Genomic DNA, 15,319 nt, shown 5'->3' on the forward strand with positions numbered 1-15,319 from the left:
GCAGCCTGCCGTTGGTTCCATCATAAGGAGAGATATACCCAATGCTGAAATGGATTGAAAGCACCGGCAGGACCGAGGACGCCGCCATCGAGGCCGCCCTGGCCAAGCTGGGTATGGATCGGGACGAGGTCTCCGTGGAGATCCTGGAGCGGGCCAAGTCCGGTTTTCTGGGCATCGGAAGCTGTCCGGCCAAGGTGAAGGTGACCTACGAGGCCCCCGATGAACCCGAGCAGGTCCCCGTAAAGAAGGCGCCTGCCGCGGCTCCGCCGGCCAAAGCCGCCCCCACCGCCAAGGCCCCTGCCGCGCCGAAGGCAGAATCCAAGCCGGTCGAGGCGGCATCCGCGCCCCGGCCCGTCGCCCCCACAGATGGGGAAAAGACGGAACAGATCGTACAGTTCATCACCGGCCTGCTGGAGCACATGGGCTCCGTCGCCCGCCCGGTGGTGCAGCTGGATGATGAGGGCAACTATCAGGTAGAGCTGGTGGGCGAACATCTGGGCGGCCTGATCGGCCGCCGGGGCGAGACCCTGGACGCCATCCAGCAGCTTACCGGCTATGCCGTCAACCACGGACAGTCCAAGCGCGTGCGCATCCATGTGGACGCCGAGGGCTATCGCGCCAAGCGGGAAGAATCCCTGGTCCGCCTGGCCCGCAAGGTGGCGGGCAAGGTGGTCAAGTATCGCCGCAACGTTACCCTGGAGCCCATGAACGCCTACGAGCGCCATGTGATCCACACCGCGCTTCAGGATTATCCCGACGTGACCACCTACTCCATCGGAACAGAGCCCAACCGCCGCACGGTAGTGGCCTTCAGCCGGGGCGAGCGGCGCTGAAGCCGGACCTGACCCAGGCTGCAGGGAAGCGGCGTGCATCAAAACGGACCTTTCTCCGGAACATATCTGGAGAAAGGCCCGTTTTTTATCCCCATGCGGGACAAAAATGTGGAAAACTTTTTGAAAAACCCCCTTGTCAAACTCGAACATATGTTATATAATTTGATCGAACTAAAGTTCTATAGAACAATTGTTTTTAAGAGGCAGCAATTAAAGGACCGTTTTATGGGACTGATTATGGGGTACGATAGGTCTGTCAAGGACCGATCAGGAGGGAAACGCCATGGAGACGATTTATTACAGCTTAGACGCCAAACGCCTGACCATCTGTGCCGATGCGCAGGGCTGCAGAGCCAGCGGCGGAACGGAGAGCGTCTGCTACGCCTTTGTACCCCGCCGTGTCTCCACACAGCGCCCGGCGCAGGCCAAGGTAGTAAATATCGCGGACTACCGCGGGGCCGGGAAAACCTCTGCTGCGGAAGAGCGGGAGGCGCCCTCCCGCCCGGAAGCCCCCCTCCCCCGCCGGCGTGGCCTTTCCTTCGGTTTGATGCTGGATCTGGCGGTGTCAGCCGCCATCCTGGGCGTGTTGGCGGCCGTGCTGGTGCGCTTTTGCGCCCTGTAACAGAGGCAAAAAGCGGTGCGGGCTTGAAGGCAGCCTGCGGGCGGCGAACTCGGAAAAGTGTGTCAACAAACGAACATGCCGCAGGCTATAGCCTGCGGCATGTTCGTTTGTGTCTGACCAATTTCGATTTTTCAAGCCAGATCCGGGTGGAGAAAGCGCAACAGACAGGATAGATTTATTGGCCGATAAAGAAGAGCCAGGTATTAGCGCCCCGCTCCATTGCGGCGAAATAATGAGTTTCCCCGCCAACCTCAATGGAATATACTTTGAAATTCTTTCGGATCCCATCGGTATAATCTTTCAGATACGCGGTCTCTCCGGTGTCGGTCCACTCATAATCAAAGAGGTTGACGCCCCAGAGCTTATAAGTCCTATTTTTGATCAGCTTCCCCAGTTTCCATTCCATAGCGCAGCCCTCATTTGTTTGATGATATTTAAAGTTTAGCGTCAAAGTCGCCGCAAGTCAATTACGTTTGAAGATAGTTGGCCCAGGAATCCGGCTCGCCCAATTCAGCCTTGACCATTTCCGGGGAAAGGGGCTGGACCTGGCGGCCGGTGGCCAGGGCGGTCAGATAGGTTTGCGCAGCCTCCTCAAGATAGACCGCTGCATACAGGGCAATTTGGAGGGAGGAACCGAACGCCATCACGCCATGGCTGCGAAGAATCACCGCATTGGAACCATTGGCATATTGCACGGTCAACTCTCCCATCCCCTTATCGGAAGAGGGAGTGAACGGAGCCACGGGGACATCGCCCTGCAAGGCGTCGATTTGGGAAACCAGGCAGGCAGGAAAGACGTCCGCGATCAGGCCAAGCGCGGTAGCGCAAGGCTGATGGGTATGAATCGTGGCATTCACCCCGGGCATTTTCTGAAAAATAAAGAGGATGGCATCCAGATCGGAGGTGGGCCGCCGGTGACCCTCCACCCGCTTCCCCATAGAGTCCACGATACAAATGTCGTCTGCCGTCATAACTTCATAATCCAGGCCGGAGGGGGTCACGGCAATATTGCCGTCCGCCAGGCGAACACATACATTTCCGCCGCACAGCGTAATCAGGCGGCATCGTTTCAGTTCCAGAGCGCAGTCGATCAGAGACTGCTTTTCTTTTTCATACATAACGATCACCTTATTTCAGACAATACTGATCTGTGTAACGGGCCAGCAGTTCGGCGGGCGAGTGTTCGCGCTCGCTTGGAAGGTAGGCCCGGCGGGCAGAGCCTTCCTGCGCCTTTTTTTCCGGAAAGATGAGCCGTCCGGCGATGACCGCATCGGCCCCGAGATGGAAGCAGTTGCCCATCTCGGTCTCATCCATGGCGCCGTCCACCCAGAGTTCTTTACCGGCGGGAAGCAGGTTTCTGGCGGTGCGAATGCGGTCGTGGCTGGCTCCGCAGAAGCCGAGTCCATTGGTGCCGCCAAATCCGCAGTCCATGGTCATGAGCAGCAAAAAGTCAATGTACTCAAAGAAGGGAGCCACCTGTTCCACCGGGGTTTTTACATTGATGGCCAGTCCGGGGATCAGGCCCAACTGCCTCAGGGCGCACAGTTCCTCTGAAGGATAGGGCAATTCCTCAAAGTGGACTGCCACCTCCCGCGCGTTGCATTTGGCGATTTCCCCAAAATATTGACTGGGGTTTTTGGCCATAAAATGAAAGCACAGGGGATTGGGGAACAGGGCGGCAATGGAGCGCACAGTACGCATTCCGAAGGTGATATTATTGACGAAATTGCCATCCTCAATATCAATATGCAGGGGCGTATCCTTCGGGAAGGCGCCCAACTCCTCTGCCAGGAAAAGCTGATTGGCTGAGGCGGCGGAAGGGATGATTCGTTTCATGTCGAGCGTCCTTTCTCTGCGCCTTACCGTTTTGCGCGCAGCGCCTTTACCACGTCCATAAATTCTTTGACACGGTTGACATCCACACGTACGTTCTCCAGGCGGTCGTTTTCCAAACGACCGCCCTCTTTAAAATAGGTGCCTACCACCGCGCCGTCAGCGGAGGAGAGCTTCTGCTCGATGGTATCGGGGCGGCAGCCGGTGTTGCACAAGACCACCACGTCAGGCGCGCCTTTCTTCACGCTGGCGATTAGGGCGTCGTCGACATCCTGCCCGGCCGCATTGGCGGAAATGCAAAGCCCGTCGGGATGCGCCTTGAAGATCGTGGATTTGGCGATATCCACCAGCGGGCGCGGGTCCAGATTGCGATCGGATTCGGGGTTAATGAAGTACAGCATCTTCAGCTCATCCAAGTGCAGCGCAGCCTTACGGCGCAGCAAATGGGAAAAATCATTGTTGTAAAGTCCGCCGTCACCCACGTAGACTCCGCTGAAGGTGCCGCGGATGAACTTTGCGTCCACGGCGGCCGCCAGCTCAATGGCCGCCAGTCCGTCCGAAATGCAGTCCACGCCGTAAGGAACGCAGATCTCCGACTTGAGCTCGCCGATGACGCGGGCCATGGCGGCCGGCGTCACAAAGCTCATGTGCCGTTCGTAGGGCAGGCTGAACTCATTGGAAAAAATAATACCATCCACACCGCCGTCCTGAAGCGCATGGAGGTCTGCGCGGGCGTGTTCGACCACGCGCTCCATGCAGTGGCCGTAATGAAACCGGGGATCGCCCGGGAGGGGATCCAAATGCAGCATGGTAAAAATCGGCTTTTTTACGCCAAACATATCGTCAGTCCACATAGCATATCACCTTTTTCGCTGATTTTTTCCTGAGGTCAGGCCCACAGTTTTTGCATACGTGCCTTGATGCGTCGGGCTTCCGCGGCCGGGTCCTTTGCATTGCGGATCGAGCGGCCACAGATGACGGCAAACAGAGGCAGACCGGCCAACATATCCAAGTCGTCGTAGGTAATACCGCCGGTGGCTGTGACTTCAAAGCCCATGTTACATAGCTTCTGAAGAAACTCTACATCCTCACAAGTCCAGGGACCGCTGGCCGAACTGGGGCGGCCGTAGATGATCTGCTTGATGCCGATTTCCTTCCAGGTTTTAAGATCATCCAGCGTCCAACCGGCGCCATAGTCGCCGTAGAGTTCAATTTGCACATCCTGTCCGTTTGCCCGGGCCTGCTCCAGGACAGCGGCCTTGACTTCATTGCGGGCAGGGGAAAACATAGTTACATACTGGACTTGACTGGCCAAAACCTTCGGACCGAAATGGGCTACGGAAAGCTGAGCGTCAGCGACCATGATTTTGTCCGGAAAACAGGCCCGCATGATCCGAACGGCGCGCATCCCCTCCATCAGGATAAGCATAGTGCCGCATTCGATAATGTCTGCCTCAGTTCCAAGACCGCCCTGCAAGGTACGAAACGCATCTTCCAGGGATTCGTTATCTAAAGCGATTTGTAAATAAGGTGCTTTCATATTTGCCTCTCTTATTTTTAATTTTTAAACAGAAAAGCGGCCTGCCTGCCGGCTTGCGGGCAGGCAGGCCGCTTGGTGGTGGGGCGGGGTTCGATCCGATGGGAATCAGGCCACCAGGGACTCCAGCAAATATTCGATCATAAAATAGTTGCCCATATAAAAAATGAGTGGGATAAACAGCTTCCGCCTGGACAGCGAACGGTTGACAATATCCCGATAGACCAGATAGACGATGACTAGAAAGGTCACGATACAATAAGCGGCGCTGGGGACCGTAACAGAGGAAAAGCCGAACCAGGTCCTCAGGTCGATTTGGGTTGGGAGCTGCTGCCAGGCCGTAACGTTCAGGTAGGCTGTCCCGCACAGAATGAGCAGATACAGCCCCTTGGTCAGAGTGGAACTCTTTTTTAATCCATCTGAGAGAGAGAGCCGTTCCGGCTGCCATACGTCCAGTTCCTCCGCGTCCGGATCGTCCGGAGAGGTGTGCACACGCGCTTGTGCCGCCTTACTCTGTCGGGTATCCTGCTGTCTGTGGTGACCGCGCTTGCTTCCCATGTTAAGATCCCTCGCTTTTTATTTTCTCATGGAGTAGAACCGGGCGGGATTATTGATCATGAAGTCATCCACGGTCTCCTGGGTGAAGCCTTCGTCCAGCAGACGCGGAATGAACTTCTGCTTAATAAAGCCCCAGCCGGGACCATAGCCATAGGCCTGATGATGGCTCTTCTTGCCCATATCGTTGCTGAGCATGATCTGCTTGCCGAACCCGTCATCCACCAGGCGGCGCAGCAGGTCCACACGGACCGAATCGGGATAGTACTTGACTTTGCCCGGCCCGTCGTAGATCAAATAGGCGCCGGTCTCCAGAATTTTCTTGTGCAGCCAGTAGTCGGGATTGCGGTCAATGTGGGCGATGCCGAACTGATTGGCAGGAAGTCCTTCGTTGAGGACGATCTCCAACTGCTCCAGGGCAAAGGAGCCCCCGTCGGTATGGGTGTGCATGGGGCAGCCAGTGGCAATAGCGGCGCGGGCGCCGGCCTTCAGGGCCTTGACCTCACCAGGGGTGGCGTAGCAGTACTGCGTGCCGGCCTTGATCCAGCCGGCCTTGATCGTGGTGCCGTTCATGCCTTCTGTGATCTCCTTGACGTAACCGGCGGCAATCTCATCCACATCCTTATCCTTCCAGACAATGGACAGGTCCATCAGCGGCTCACGGTCGCCCGGATAGTCGAAGGGAACGCCGGTAGCGGCAATGATATGGACGCCGGTAGTTTCAGAGATGACCTTGAGGTAGGCCGGCGCGCGGCCGTCCTGATCGCGGCACATGGCGTCCACCAGGCAGCCGCCGCCAATGGACTTATAGTCTTTTACCATCTGCAGCTGGATATTGAAATTGCGCAGGGCCCATTCATTGTCCGGCGCGAACAGGCCGCGGGGACAATGGATCACGTGCTCATGGGCCATTGTGAACCCTAGCTCAGACGAGTCGATGTCGCCCAGAACGGTTCTTACTTTTCCCATTTTCTAAGACCTCCAGATAAAGATATAGCCACTTTTGGACAGAGAAGCAGCGCTGAAAAGTGAATCGGCCGGGATTTTGCTCCTCTGTTCGTCGCAAGTATATAAAAATTTTGCGGGTAACTCAAGCTGTTTGGTGTGTTTTTCACAACCGTTCGCCTTCCGGCGGGGCGAGGGAACGGATGGGGCGGTTTTAAGAAAATTTTTGAAATGAAATACGCGTAATTGTGCAAAAATCCGGCGGCCAGCGTTGTTTTTTTGCGATATACGTGAAAAAGCGGACGGCTATTATGGTGATTTTAACGAGAATAGCTGCACAAATGAGCAAGCTGCACAGGTGATTCAATTGGCCCGAAATGATTGACAATGTTCAAAAAGTGCCTCAAACTTGATATGGTTTCTGAACTGTGTGTAACGGAAAGAGGCCATTGTGGAGACGGCATGCCGCCTTCACGGGTAATTTGAAGGGAGCGAGCGCGCCATGAAGCTTGATTATTTAAAAGGCCTGTATCAAAAGGGCCTGTTTGAAGTACACGAATGCTTTACGACCTGGGAGCAGGCGGTCAGGGCCTCTGTTCAGCCGCTGGTGCGAGCCGGCATGGCAGAGCCGGCTTATGCCGACAGCATCATTGACAATGTGGAGGAAAACGGACCTTACATCTTTTTGGCGCCCCATATCTGTATGCCCCATTCCAAGGCGGTGGAGCTTGTCCATAAACCGGGGATCTGTTTTGTAAAGGTAAACCAGCCCGTTTGGTATGATAAGAACGACCCCGACATGGGCGCGGAGCTTTTTTTTACCATTGCAGCCTGCGAGTTGAACGCCCACTTGGATGCGGTCATGGAATTAGCGGATATTTTTGATGATGAAGAAACCATAACCGCTTTGCTGAACGCAAAAAGTTCCCAGGATTTTGAAAAGCTGTTGGGCTGAGCCACTCCCTTCGCTTTTCAAATGATAGAATCAAATTCCGGCCGGGGAAAGGAGGAAAAAGTCCCATAGTTTCCCTCACAGGCAGTTAAAAGGACCGAGATTATTTTGGTACCCCCAAAACAGAGAAAACTGCAAAAAGAAAGAAGAGGAGAATATGGAGAACGTCATATCCGTATTGAGCTGGGTCTGGTACAATTTCTTTGACAGAGCAGCTATGTTTATGATGGTGCTGGTCCTGATCGGCCAGCTGCTGACAAAGCGCCCCGTTTTGGAGTCCATTATGGGCGCCCTGAAGGCCTATATCGGCTATATCGTCTATCAGACGGCCACCGGCGGACTGTACAACGCCTTCCAACCCATTATGATGGGGATGCGAAACGTCCTGGGCATGAATTTGCTCGTCAATGACGATTCCTTGGGCGCAGGGACCCTAACCGCCATTTTGGAGGGCTTTGGGCGCACCACCAGCCTGCAGATGGCTTCCATGGCGGCAGGCTTTATTTTTGCAATCCTATTGGTCCTGCTGAAGAAGTACACAAAGTGCCGGTCCCTTATTATCCAGGCGCACATCCTGTCCGGTCAGGCCATCGACATGGTCCCGATCCTTCTGGTCATGTTCCCCCTGATGAACGATTTCACCGTTATTCTGGCGGTGGGCCTCTTCCTGGCGGTAAAGTGGTGCGTGCTTTCCAACTTAACGGTGGAACCCGCGCAGGATCTGACCGACGGCGCAAATATGTGCGTGGGGCACACCCAGATGATCCTGGACCGCATCGGCTATGAGTATGGCCGGTACCTGGAGCGCAAGGCCAGGAAAAAGGGTAAGGAAGTCAAGAAGTTCGATAATATGGAGATGCCCGGTTTCCTGTCCATTTTCAACGATATGTATGTGTCCTCCTTTATCGTCATGCTGATTTACTTTGCCGTGCTGATTTCCCTGATCGGAAAGCCCGGTATGATGGCCATCGACTCCAGCCTCACTGAAAGCACAAGTTTTGCCCTGTATATCTTCCACACCGCCGGCAAGTTCCCCGTTTACCTGGTGATCCTGCTGACCGGAATGCGGATGTTCGTTGCTGAGCTGACCGTGGCCTTCAGCGGTATCTCCGAAAAGATCCTGCCCAACACCCTGCCCGGCATCGACTGCGCCGCCTTCTACGGCTTTGTAACCAACGGCTCGGTCATTACCATCAGCTTCCTGGTGGGTTCCCTGACCATGACCCTCTTTACCACGGTCGGCATGTTGCTCGGCCTGCCCTTCGTGTGCCTGGTCGGGTTTGTCCCCATGATGTTCGACAGCGCCACCGTCGGTATTTTCGCCCATCACAGAGGCGGTATCAAGGCCCTGGTGGTCTCCTGTATCGGCGTGGCGGTGGCCGACGTATTCCTGGCGGGGATCGCCGCGTGCACCATCGGCTTTGCCCAGTACGGCGGGGTCGGTTTCCAGGTGGACAACGCAATTACCCTGGCGGCGTTCTCCCCCATCTGGAAGTATCTCGGATGGGCCGGATATGCCTTGGTCCTGGTCATCATGCTGGCAATCCCACAGATTCAGTATCTTAAGAACAAGAAGGGATATTGGCTGGCCGCCGAGGACTGGGAACAGTACAAGCAGGTCATGGGGGAGGATTTATAAGAATCCGCAGGTCCCCTTTTTTGGATCGGGAATCCCACGGCCGGATCGGCCGTGGGATTCCCTCCCTGTTAAAAATACCGCGTAAAATGCAGCGCACGAAAGACAAATCATGTCGGAGGAGTGAGACAGATGGACGTCAAGAGCAAAAAGTTTAATATCCTGGCGTGCTGTGCGGCTGGCAACGGCTGCTGCCAGCTGGTGAGCCTGAAGGTCAAACGGGTGTTTACCAAGCTGGGGCTGAAATGCAATGTGGAGGCGAACACCGTGTCGGTGGGAAAGGCCATCGGTCAGAAATACGACGTGGTCTACTGTGGCGTGGCGCTGGAGCCCCAGTTCGCTGCGGCAAAACAAAAGGGAGCCTATGTGATCCCCCTGAAAAACATTATGTCCGAGGCAGAGATCGAGGAGAAGACGAAGCTCTGGCTGGACACCCTGGCCGGCGCCTGACCTGGCTGGAGGAGAAAAGCGCCATGAAAGAATTTACTTATGTGATCCGGGATGCCGAGGGACTTCATGCCAGGCCGGCAGGTCTGCTGGTCAAGCTGGCCCAGGGCTTCTCCTGTACGATTCAGCTATCCGCCAATGGGAAGAGCGCCGACGCCAAGCGTCTGTTTGCCGTAATGAAGCTGGCGGCTAAGTGCGGACAGGAGCTTCGAATAAATGTGGAGGGGCCGGATGAAACGGCGGCGGCCAGGGCGCTGGAGGAGTTCTGCGCCAAAGAACTGTAAGGGGGCCGCAGCATATGGAGATCATGACCGGGATACCGGCCTCGTCTGGCCTCGTTACCGGGCCGGTTTTCCTGTATGAAAGACCAGAGACAGCGGCCTTCTCCACGCAGTCGGCCCGGACTGCAGAGCAGGAGCACCGGCGATTCGAACAAGCGGCGGAACAGGCCGGGGAACAGCTGGAGAAACTGTATGAAAAGACCGTCCGGGATGCGGGGGAGTCTGCCGCTCAGATTTTTCATATCCATAAGATGATGCTGGAGGACCTGGACTGGCTGGAGTCTATTTCCATCAATATTTATGAAAAGGGATATACGGCCGAGTATGCGGTAACGTGCACTGCGACCGAGTTTGCCGAAATGTTTTCCTCCCTGGAGGACGAAGTCATGCAGGCCCGAAGCGCCGATGTCAGAGATCTGTGCCAGCGCCTGTTGGCGGTTCTGTCCGGCAAGGGAGCGGGCCGGGCGCTGACCGCCCCTAGGGTGATCGCCGCTGCAGATATGCTTCCCAGCGACACCATGCAGCTGGAAAAGCGTCATGTGCTCGCGTTTGTGACGGAGCAGGGCTCCTACGCCTCCCACTCGGCCATTTTAGCCCGGACCATGGGGATTCCCGCAGTGGTGGGGGTGCCGGGACTGATGGATGCCCTATCCGATGGACGGACCGTGATTGTGGACGGGAGCCGGGGAAGGGTTATCCTGGACCCGGACGAAGAGACGCTTCAGACCTGTGAAGCGCGCCGTACGGCCTATTTGAAAGAGCAGGAGGACCTCAGGGCCTTTCGGGACAAGGAAAGTATTACGCGGGACGGCGTGCGGATCGAGGTGTGTGCCAATATCGGCTGTGTCGCGGACGCCGATTCGGCTTTGGCGCAGGGCGCGGACGGCGTGGGACTAATGCGCAGTGAATTCCTCTACCTGGACGCAGCGGAGCTCCCGGATGAAGCGGCTCAGGTCGACGCATACAGCCAAGTCCTCCGCAGGATGAACGGCAAAAGAGTGGTAGTACGCACCCTGGACATTGGGGCGGACAAGGTGCCCTCGTATCTGCCGCTGCCCCACGAGGAGAATTCGGCCCTGGGCTGCCGGGCCATCCGGCTGTGCTTTGCCCAGCCGGATGTGTTCCGTACGCAATTACGGGCTTTGCTGCGCGCTTCTGTGTACGGCACGCTGGCCATCATGTTCCCCATGATCAGCAAGCTGGAGGAACTGCACAGGGCCAAGGCCGTGCTGAAGCAGTGCCAGGAGGAACTGAGACAGGAGGGGATCCCCTTCTCCCAGAACATTGAGGTTGGGATGATGGTAGAGGTGCCCTCGGCCGCGATCATGAGCGACCGGTTTGCTGCCGAGGTGGACTTTTTCTCCATTGGGACCAATGACCTGACACAGTATACCTTGGCGGCCGACCGGCTCAATGAGAAGGTGGCGGCGTTATTTGACTATGGCGATGAAGCGGTTCTGCGGCTGGTCGCCCATACCGCGAAGAGCGCTGCTGCACATGGGATCTGGTGCGGAATCTGTGGGGAGTCGGCAGCGAAGACGGAGCTGTTGCCCTTCTATGCAAAGGCAGGGATCCGGGAGCTGTCTGTCGTTCCGGGAAAAGTCTTGGAAATACGCAGGGCAGTGACCCAATTGGACACGACCGCGCTATAGCGCAGCTTTTATTTTATAAGGCAGAGCCTCCGCTTGCATCAAACGCGCCCGCGGAGGCTCTGCCCTATGTTTGCTTTGCCCGAAAGCCAGCTTGTTCCAGCGGTTTCTGTCAGCTTGCCCTTGAAATTAAAGGTGCTAGAGATTAAAATGATTCAGAAGTGATTTTTTAAACTCACCCTTTCAGCACTGCCTTTGCAAGGAGGGAAGCCGCATGAAGGATATAGATTTGCTGGTAGAGGTTGCCCGGATGTACTACGATCAAGACCTGACGCAGCAGGAGATCGCCGACAAAATATATGTTTCCCGTTCCCGGGTATCCAGGCTGATTAAAAAGGCGAAAGCCCTTGGGATTGTGGAGATCATCATTAAACCGTCCTTTGAAAATCACCATAATTTAGAAAAGATACTTCGGGATCGCTTTTCATTGAAAGACGTATTGGTGGCCTACTCGGAAAACTCTGGAATCCAGGAGGAATTTGACAGCGTATGCAGTATGGGAGCATCCTATCTGTCCAGCATCCTGAACGAGCACAGTGTCCTTTCCGTCTCCCACGGAAAAACGGTCGCCACCACGGTTCAGAATCTAAAACCGCACCGTACGCTGCCTGGGATGAAGGTCGTGCAACTGGCCGGATCGCTGGAAAATACGAGCAACCCAACAGTGGACGAGATGTACACGATGCAGCAGGTGGCGGTGTTGTACGGGTGCGAAATGAAACGATTGTTTCTGCCGTACCTGATGGACGATGAAGAGAGCAGGCAGTTGCTGCTAAAACGCAATGCAGCCATAGAGATTTTTCGGGTGCATCAGGAAGTGGACACGTTTATCAGCGGGGTGGATACGCTGCTTTACTGGACCGATCATATAGGGGAGAAAAACGTGGCGCCGCTGATGAAAAACGGTGCGGTTGGCTGTATGTGGGGTTATTTTTTTGATATAAATGGCGCTATTATCGAGACCCCGCTTTATGACCGCATGATTATCCCAAAGCGCAGTATCTTTCAAACGGCTGAAAACCGGATCTGTATTGCAAATGATCGGTTTAAGATGAAAGCGATCTTGGGTGCGCTGCGGGGCGGATTGTGCAACGTGTTGATCACAAATTCTAAAATTGCGCGGCATTTGCTGACGCTGGACAGCGAGTCCGGATTGGAACGGCCGACATAAGCGGTACCGGCCGCTTTCCCGGTTGGGGGCGCGCTAAGCGCAGCTTTCTTTATAATTAATTACAAGGCGCCCGCAGCGCAGGAGGCGGGGCTGTTGCCTCCACTGTGTACCGGTCCGCGTCGGGCGTCCACGCCGGTATGCACTTGCTTGGGGCCGATTTCGTTTATGCGGTCCAGAACGGCCTCCCTCCGGGCGGGTTGTTTTCGCATGCTGTGCGTTCATTCACGGAAGCGGTTCTGCGGGATCTCATTTATGCCACCATTGCAGGTATTTTGCGGAAGACAGTGAGGATCCAAGAATCAAACGGGGAAAGGCGCAATAAGAACGGATAACGAAAAGGGAGCCGCTCCGATCAGGGCGGTCCCTTTTCCCTTTTCAGCCGTTTATGGGGCGCTGACGCCGCTACGGGCAGATGGAAAGGCGGCGCCGGGCCGGCAGAAACGCAGGCAGTCTCTTTTGCCGCGGCGGGGGAAAAATACGGCGACACGCCGGTGTGCCCGCCGTGTCGCTGCGATGCCGTCAACCGTTCCCTTGTGGTACGCCATCTCTTTGCATGACGGCAGACGTTCCTTTTTATTCCTCGCCCTTATACTTCTTGCGGGTGGCGATGCCGCCGCGGATATGCCGCTCCGCCTTATTTTCCTCCAGCACGCCCTTGACCTGGAGATACAAGGGCCTGTTAAACGCGGGCAGACGTTCGCTCAGATCCTTATGTACCGTGGATTTGCTGATGCCGAACTTTTGGGCCGCGGTGCGCACCGTCGCTTTGTTTTCTATGATGTAAAGCGCCAGCTGACAGGCGCGCTCCTCGATGTTCCCTTTCAAACAGCAACACTCCCCGCAATGTTTCTTCACTGGCAGATTTATATGCGCCAGAACGGGGAGATATGTGGGTGGGGACGATCAGTACAGCAGCATTTGCGCGATATCATGGGCGGTGATCCCGTTGAGGTACTCGCCGATCCTGCAGTTTTCCAGGGCCTTTTCCAGATGTTGATCCAGCTTGAGCGATACCATTGCCTCTTCCAGCTCGGCAAGGTCGCCGTTTCCAAAAAAGTCACCGTAAAACCGGATGCTTTTGATCCTGCCTTCCTCGGCCTGGAGGAAGATGGTGACCAGTCCCGCGCTGAATTTCCGCTCACGGCGCATGTGGTAAGCGGGAGAACGGCCGTAATTCCACTCCCATGTGGCATATTTTTCGTCCCGAAGCCGTTTTACAGCGGCCAGCTCCTCCGGCGTCAGGGTCCGGGGCTCCAGACCATCGCTCTCCAGGATACCGGCGCGCAGCGCAGCCTTGAATTCCTCCATGGAAATGGGGCGTGGGGCGTGCGCGTTGATGGTGGTCACCCGGCTGCGGACGGATTTGACGCTTTTGGAATCAAATTTGGCCTGTTTGACCTTCAAAGCGTCGGCCACGTTGGTCAGGTTGGAGTCCAGCATAATGCAGCCGTGGTGGAGCAGGCGGCCGTGTCGGGCATACTGAGAATTGCCGGAAAACTTCTGCCCGTCGATGGTGAGGTCGTTTCGTCCGTTAAACGCAGCCGTTACCCCAAACCGTTCCAGCGCACGCAGGACCGGGACGACAAAGACGTTGAAGTTGAAGTCGGCGTTGTCCGCCTGATCCACAATAAAGGTAAAGTTCAAATTTCCCTTGTCGTGGTAGACCGCCCCGCCCCCGGACAGGCGGCGGGCCACCCGAATGCCGTGGGCCTCCACATAGCTTTGGTTGATCTCTTCCGCCGTGTTTTGATACTTGCCCACTACGATGGTACGGTCGTTTTGCCAGAGCAGGAAATACTGCCTGCTCCGGTCCATGTGTTCAAAGATATATTCCTCCAGGGCAAGATTAAAGTAGGGATCCGTGCTGTGCGACTCCAGATAGACCATTGTTTTCGGCTCCTTTCCGTATGTTTTCCCAATCCGCTGCCCGCCCGTCCACCCAGGCCATGTGCTCCAGCCGTTCCGGCCGGGGCAGATCGGCCGGGCAGGCCCGGGCCGCCTGGCGGGCCAGCTGACGGTAGTGATAGCGGTCGTCCGCCTGAAACGGCAGGTGATACAAAAAAATCCGCTCCGGCGCAAGGGCGCGGAGAAAGTCCAGTCCCTCCGGAGAGGCCAGCTGATAAAGGTTGCAAAAAGCTGCCGACACCGGCTCCGGGTAGAAGCCGGCAAAGTCTGCCGCGTCTGCACGGCGGAGGGCGGCGTCTCCCGCCACGAAAAAGCGCTCGCCGCCCATGCGGATCAGGTAGGACTGATGGGGATCCTCCCGGTAGCGCGCGCCGTCGTGACGGGTATCCCGGGCCAAGATATATGCCCCGCCCATGCGGACGGTGCGCAGATTGGCGCGAATGGGACGCACCAGCGCGCCGCCGCGCCGCAGACGCGGACCATAGACCGGCAGATCGGGGCGCCCGTGCAGCAGGGACTCAAGGCCTTCTTCATCATAATGATCGTGGTGCAGGTGGGTAAAGAGCACGCCGGTCAGGTGGGCGAACAGGCCGGTATTTTTGCGCAGCTGCAGGGATAAAAAATCCGGCATGGGCGAACAGCCCTCTTCCCGGCCCTGATGGATCCCATCGACCAGCAGACCGTTTTTGCCGTCGCAGAAAAAGAGCCCCGAATTGACCGAGTGAAACATTGCGGTGTGCATACGCCATCCCTCCGGTCCTGTTAAAAGAGCAATCCATATGCCAACTTTTGCGCCGGGATAGCCCCCTTTTAGATAAGGTAAAATAAGTTGCGCAAATATAAAAGAGGATAAAAAGAGACATGGTTTGCAGAACTCTGGTAGAATGAAGTTGCGACACACCATTCTGAAAGGAGTCTGTAAACCATGTCCGAGAAAATTGTACAACTGAACG

General features: G+C 56.1%; 18 protein-coding genes. 8 read left to right on the forward strand and 10 right to left on the reverse strand.

What is annotated here, in order from left to right; genetic code table 11:
- Positions 1-41: 41 nt before the first annotated feature.
- Positions 42-833, forward strand: a complete 792-nt coding sequence (gene jag / locus MR825_RS08595; RefSeq protein WP_186907416.1) for an RNA-binding cell elongation regulator Jag/EloR — start codon at positions 42-44, stop codon at positions 831-833.
- Between the two features lie 283 nt (positions 834-1,116).
- Positions 1,117-1,455 carry a hypothetical protein gene (locus MR825_RS08600; protein ID WP_186907417.1) on the forward strand — a complete coding sequence of 113 codons (339 nt, stop codon included), beginning with the start codon at positions 1,117-1,119 and terminating at the stop codon, positions 1,453-1,455.
- A gap of 175 nt (positions 1,456-1,630) precedes the next feature.
- Here MR825_RS08600 and MR825_RS08605 read toward each other — a convergent pair whose 3' ends face one another.
- The 7 genes from MR825_RS08605 to MR825_RS08635 form a co-directional block, all read right to left on the reverse strand.
- The gene (locus MR825_RS08605) at positions 1,631-1,861 is read right to left on the reverse strand and encodes a hypothetical protein (protein WP_186907418.1); all 231 of its coding nucleotides are present in this window, start codon (positions 1,859-1,861) and stop codon (positions 1,631-1,633) included.
- A gap of 61 nt (positions 1,862-1,922) precedes the next feature.
- Positions 1,923-2,573, reverse strand: a complete 651-nt coding sequence (locus MR825_RS08610; RefSeq protein WP_186907419.1) for a class II aldolase/adducin family protein — start codon at positions 2,571-2,573, stop codon at positions 1,923-1,925.
- A 10-nt stretch (positions 2,574-2,583) separates the two neighbouring features.
- Entirely contained in the window at positions 2,584-3,291 is a 708-nt protein-coding gene (locus MR825_RS08615; protein WP_186907420.1) for a ribulose-phosphate 3-epimerase, read from the reverse strand.
- A gap of 23 nt (positions 3,292-3,314) precedes the next feature.
- Positions 3,315-4,142, reverse strand: coding sequence for a BtpA/SgcQ family protein (locus MR825_RS08620; RefSeq protein ID WP_186907421.1), 828 nt, complete (start codon positions 4,140-4,142; stop codon positions 3,315-3,317).
- 35 nt (positions 4,143-4,177) lie between these two features.
- The gene (locus tag MR825_RS08625; protein WP_186907422.1) at positions 4,178-4,828 is read right to left on the reverse strand and encodes an orotidine 5'-phosphate decarboxylase / HUMPS family protein; all 651 of its coding nucleotides are present in this window, start codon (positions 4,826-4,828) and stop codon (positions 4,178-4,180) included.
- 105 nt (positions 4,829-4,933) lie between these two features.
- A complete protein-coding gene (locus MR825_RS08630) occupies positions 4,934-5,317 on the reverse strand; it encodes a hypothetical protein (protein WP_287880197.1) in 384 nt (127 codons plus the stop codon).
- Between the two features lie 84 nt (positions 5,318-5,401).
- Positions 5,402-6,349, reverse strand: coding sequence for a phosphotriesterase family protein (locus tag MR825_RS08635; RefSeq protein ID WP_186907424.1), 948 nt, complete (start codon positions 6,347-6,349; stop codon positions 5,402-5,404).
- Between the two features lie 478 nt (positions 6,350-6,827).
- Here MR825_RS08635 and MR825_RS08640 point away from each other — a divergent pair, with 478 nt between their 5' ends.
- The 6 genes from MR825_RS08640 (at position 6,828) to MR825_RS08665 (ending at position 12,461) form a co-directional block, all read left to right on the forward strand.
- Entirely contained in the window at positions 6,828-7,280 is a 453-nt protein-coding gene (locus MR825_RS08640) for a PTS sugar transporter subunit IIA (protein ID WP_186907425.1), read from the forward strand.
- Between the two features lie 154 nt (positions 7,281-7,434).
- Positions 7,435-8,916, forward strand: a complete 1,482-nt coding sequence (locus tag MR825_RS08645; protein ID WP_186907426.1) for a PTS transporter subunit IIC — start codon at positions 7,435-7,437, stop codon at positions 8,914-8,916.
- Between the two features lie 129 nt (positions 8,917-9,045).
- Entirely contained in the window at positions 9,046-9,363 is a 318-nt protein-coding gene (locus MR825_RS08650) for a PTS sugar transporter subunit IIB (protein WP_186907427.1), read from the forward strand.
- Between the two features lie 23 nt (positions 9,364-9,386).
- Positions 9,387-9,644 carry an HPr family phosphocarrier protein gene (locus MR825_RS08655; protein WP_186907428.1) on the forward strand — a complete coding sequence of 86 codons (258 nt, stop codon included), beginning with the start codon at positions 9,387-9,389 and terminating at the stop codon, positions 9,642-9,644.
- Between the two features lie 14 nt (positions 9,645-9,658).
- A complete protein-coding gene (ptsP, locus tag MR825_RS08660; protein WP_256174506.1) occupies positions 9,659-11,293 on the forward strand; it encodes a phosphoenolpyruvate--protein phosphotransferase in 1,635 nt (544 codons plus the stop codon).
- Positions 11,294-11,504: 211 nt separating this feature from the next.
- Complete coding sequence (locus MR825_RS08665; protein ID WP_256174505.1) at positions 11,505-12,461, forward strand: sugar-binding transcriptional regulator; 957 nt, start codon at positions 11,505-11,507, stop codon at positions 12,459-12,461.
- 573 nt (positions 12,462-13,034) lie between these two features.
- Here the strand turns inward: MR825_RS08665 and spoIIID are convergent.
- The 3 genes from spoIIID to MR825_RS08680 all read right to left on the reverse strand — a co-directional run bounded on the left by spoIIID (position 13,035) and on the right by MR825_RS08680 (position 15,108).
- On the reverse strand, positions 13,035-13,286 hold the full coding sequence (gene spoIIID / locus MR825_RS08670) for a sporulation transcriptional regulator SpoIIID (protein ID WP_256174504.1): 252 nt from the start codon (positions 13,284-13,286) through the stop codon (positions 13,035-13,037).
- A 78-nt stretch (positions 13,287-13,364) separates the two neighbouring features.
- On the reverse strand, positions 13,365-14,348 hold the full coding sequence (locus MR825_RS08675) for a lipoate--protein ligase (RefSeq protein ID WP_186907432.1): 984 nt from the start codon (positions 14,346-14,348) through the stop codon (positions 13,365-13,367).
- The gene (locus MR825_RS08680) at positions 14,308-15,108 is read right to left on the reverse strand and encodes an MBL fold metallo-hydrolase (RefSeq protein WP_256174503.1); all 801 of its coding nucleotides are present in this window, start codon (positions 15,106-15,108) and stop codon (positions 14,308-14,310) included. Before MR825_RS08680 ends, MR825_RS08675 begins: the two co-directional genes overlap by 41 nt.
- Between the last annotated feature and the right edge of the window lie 211 nt (positions 15,109-15,319).

Source organism: Lawsonibacter sp. (assembly GCF_022777125.1).
GTDB lineage: Bacteria > Bacillota > Clostridia > Oscillospirales > Oscillospiraceae > Lawsonibacter_A > Lawsonibacter_A hominis.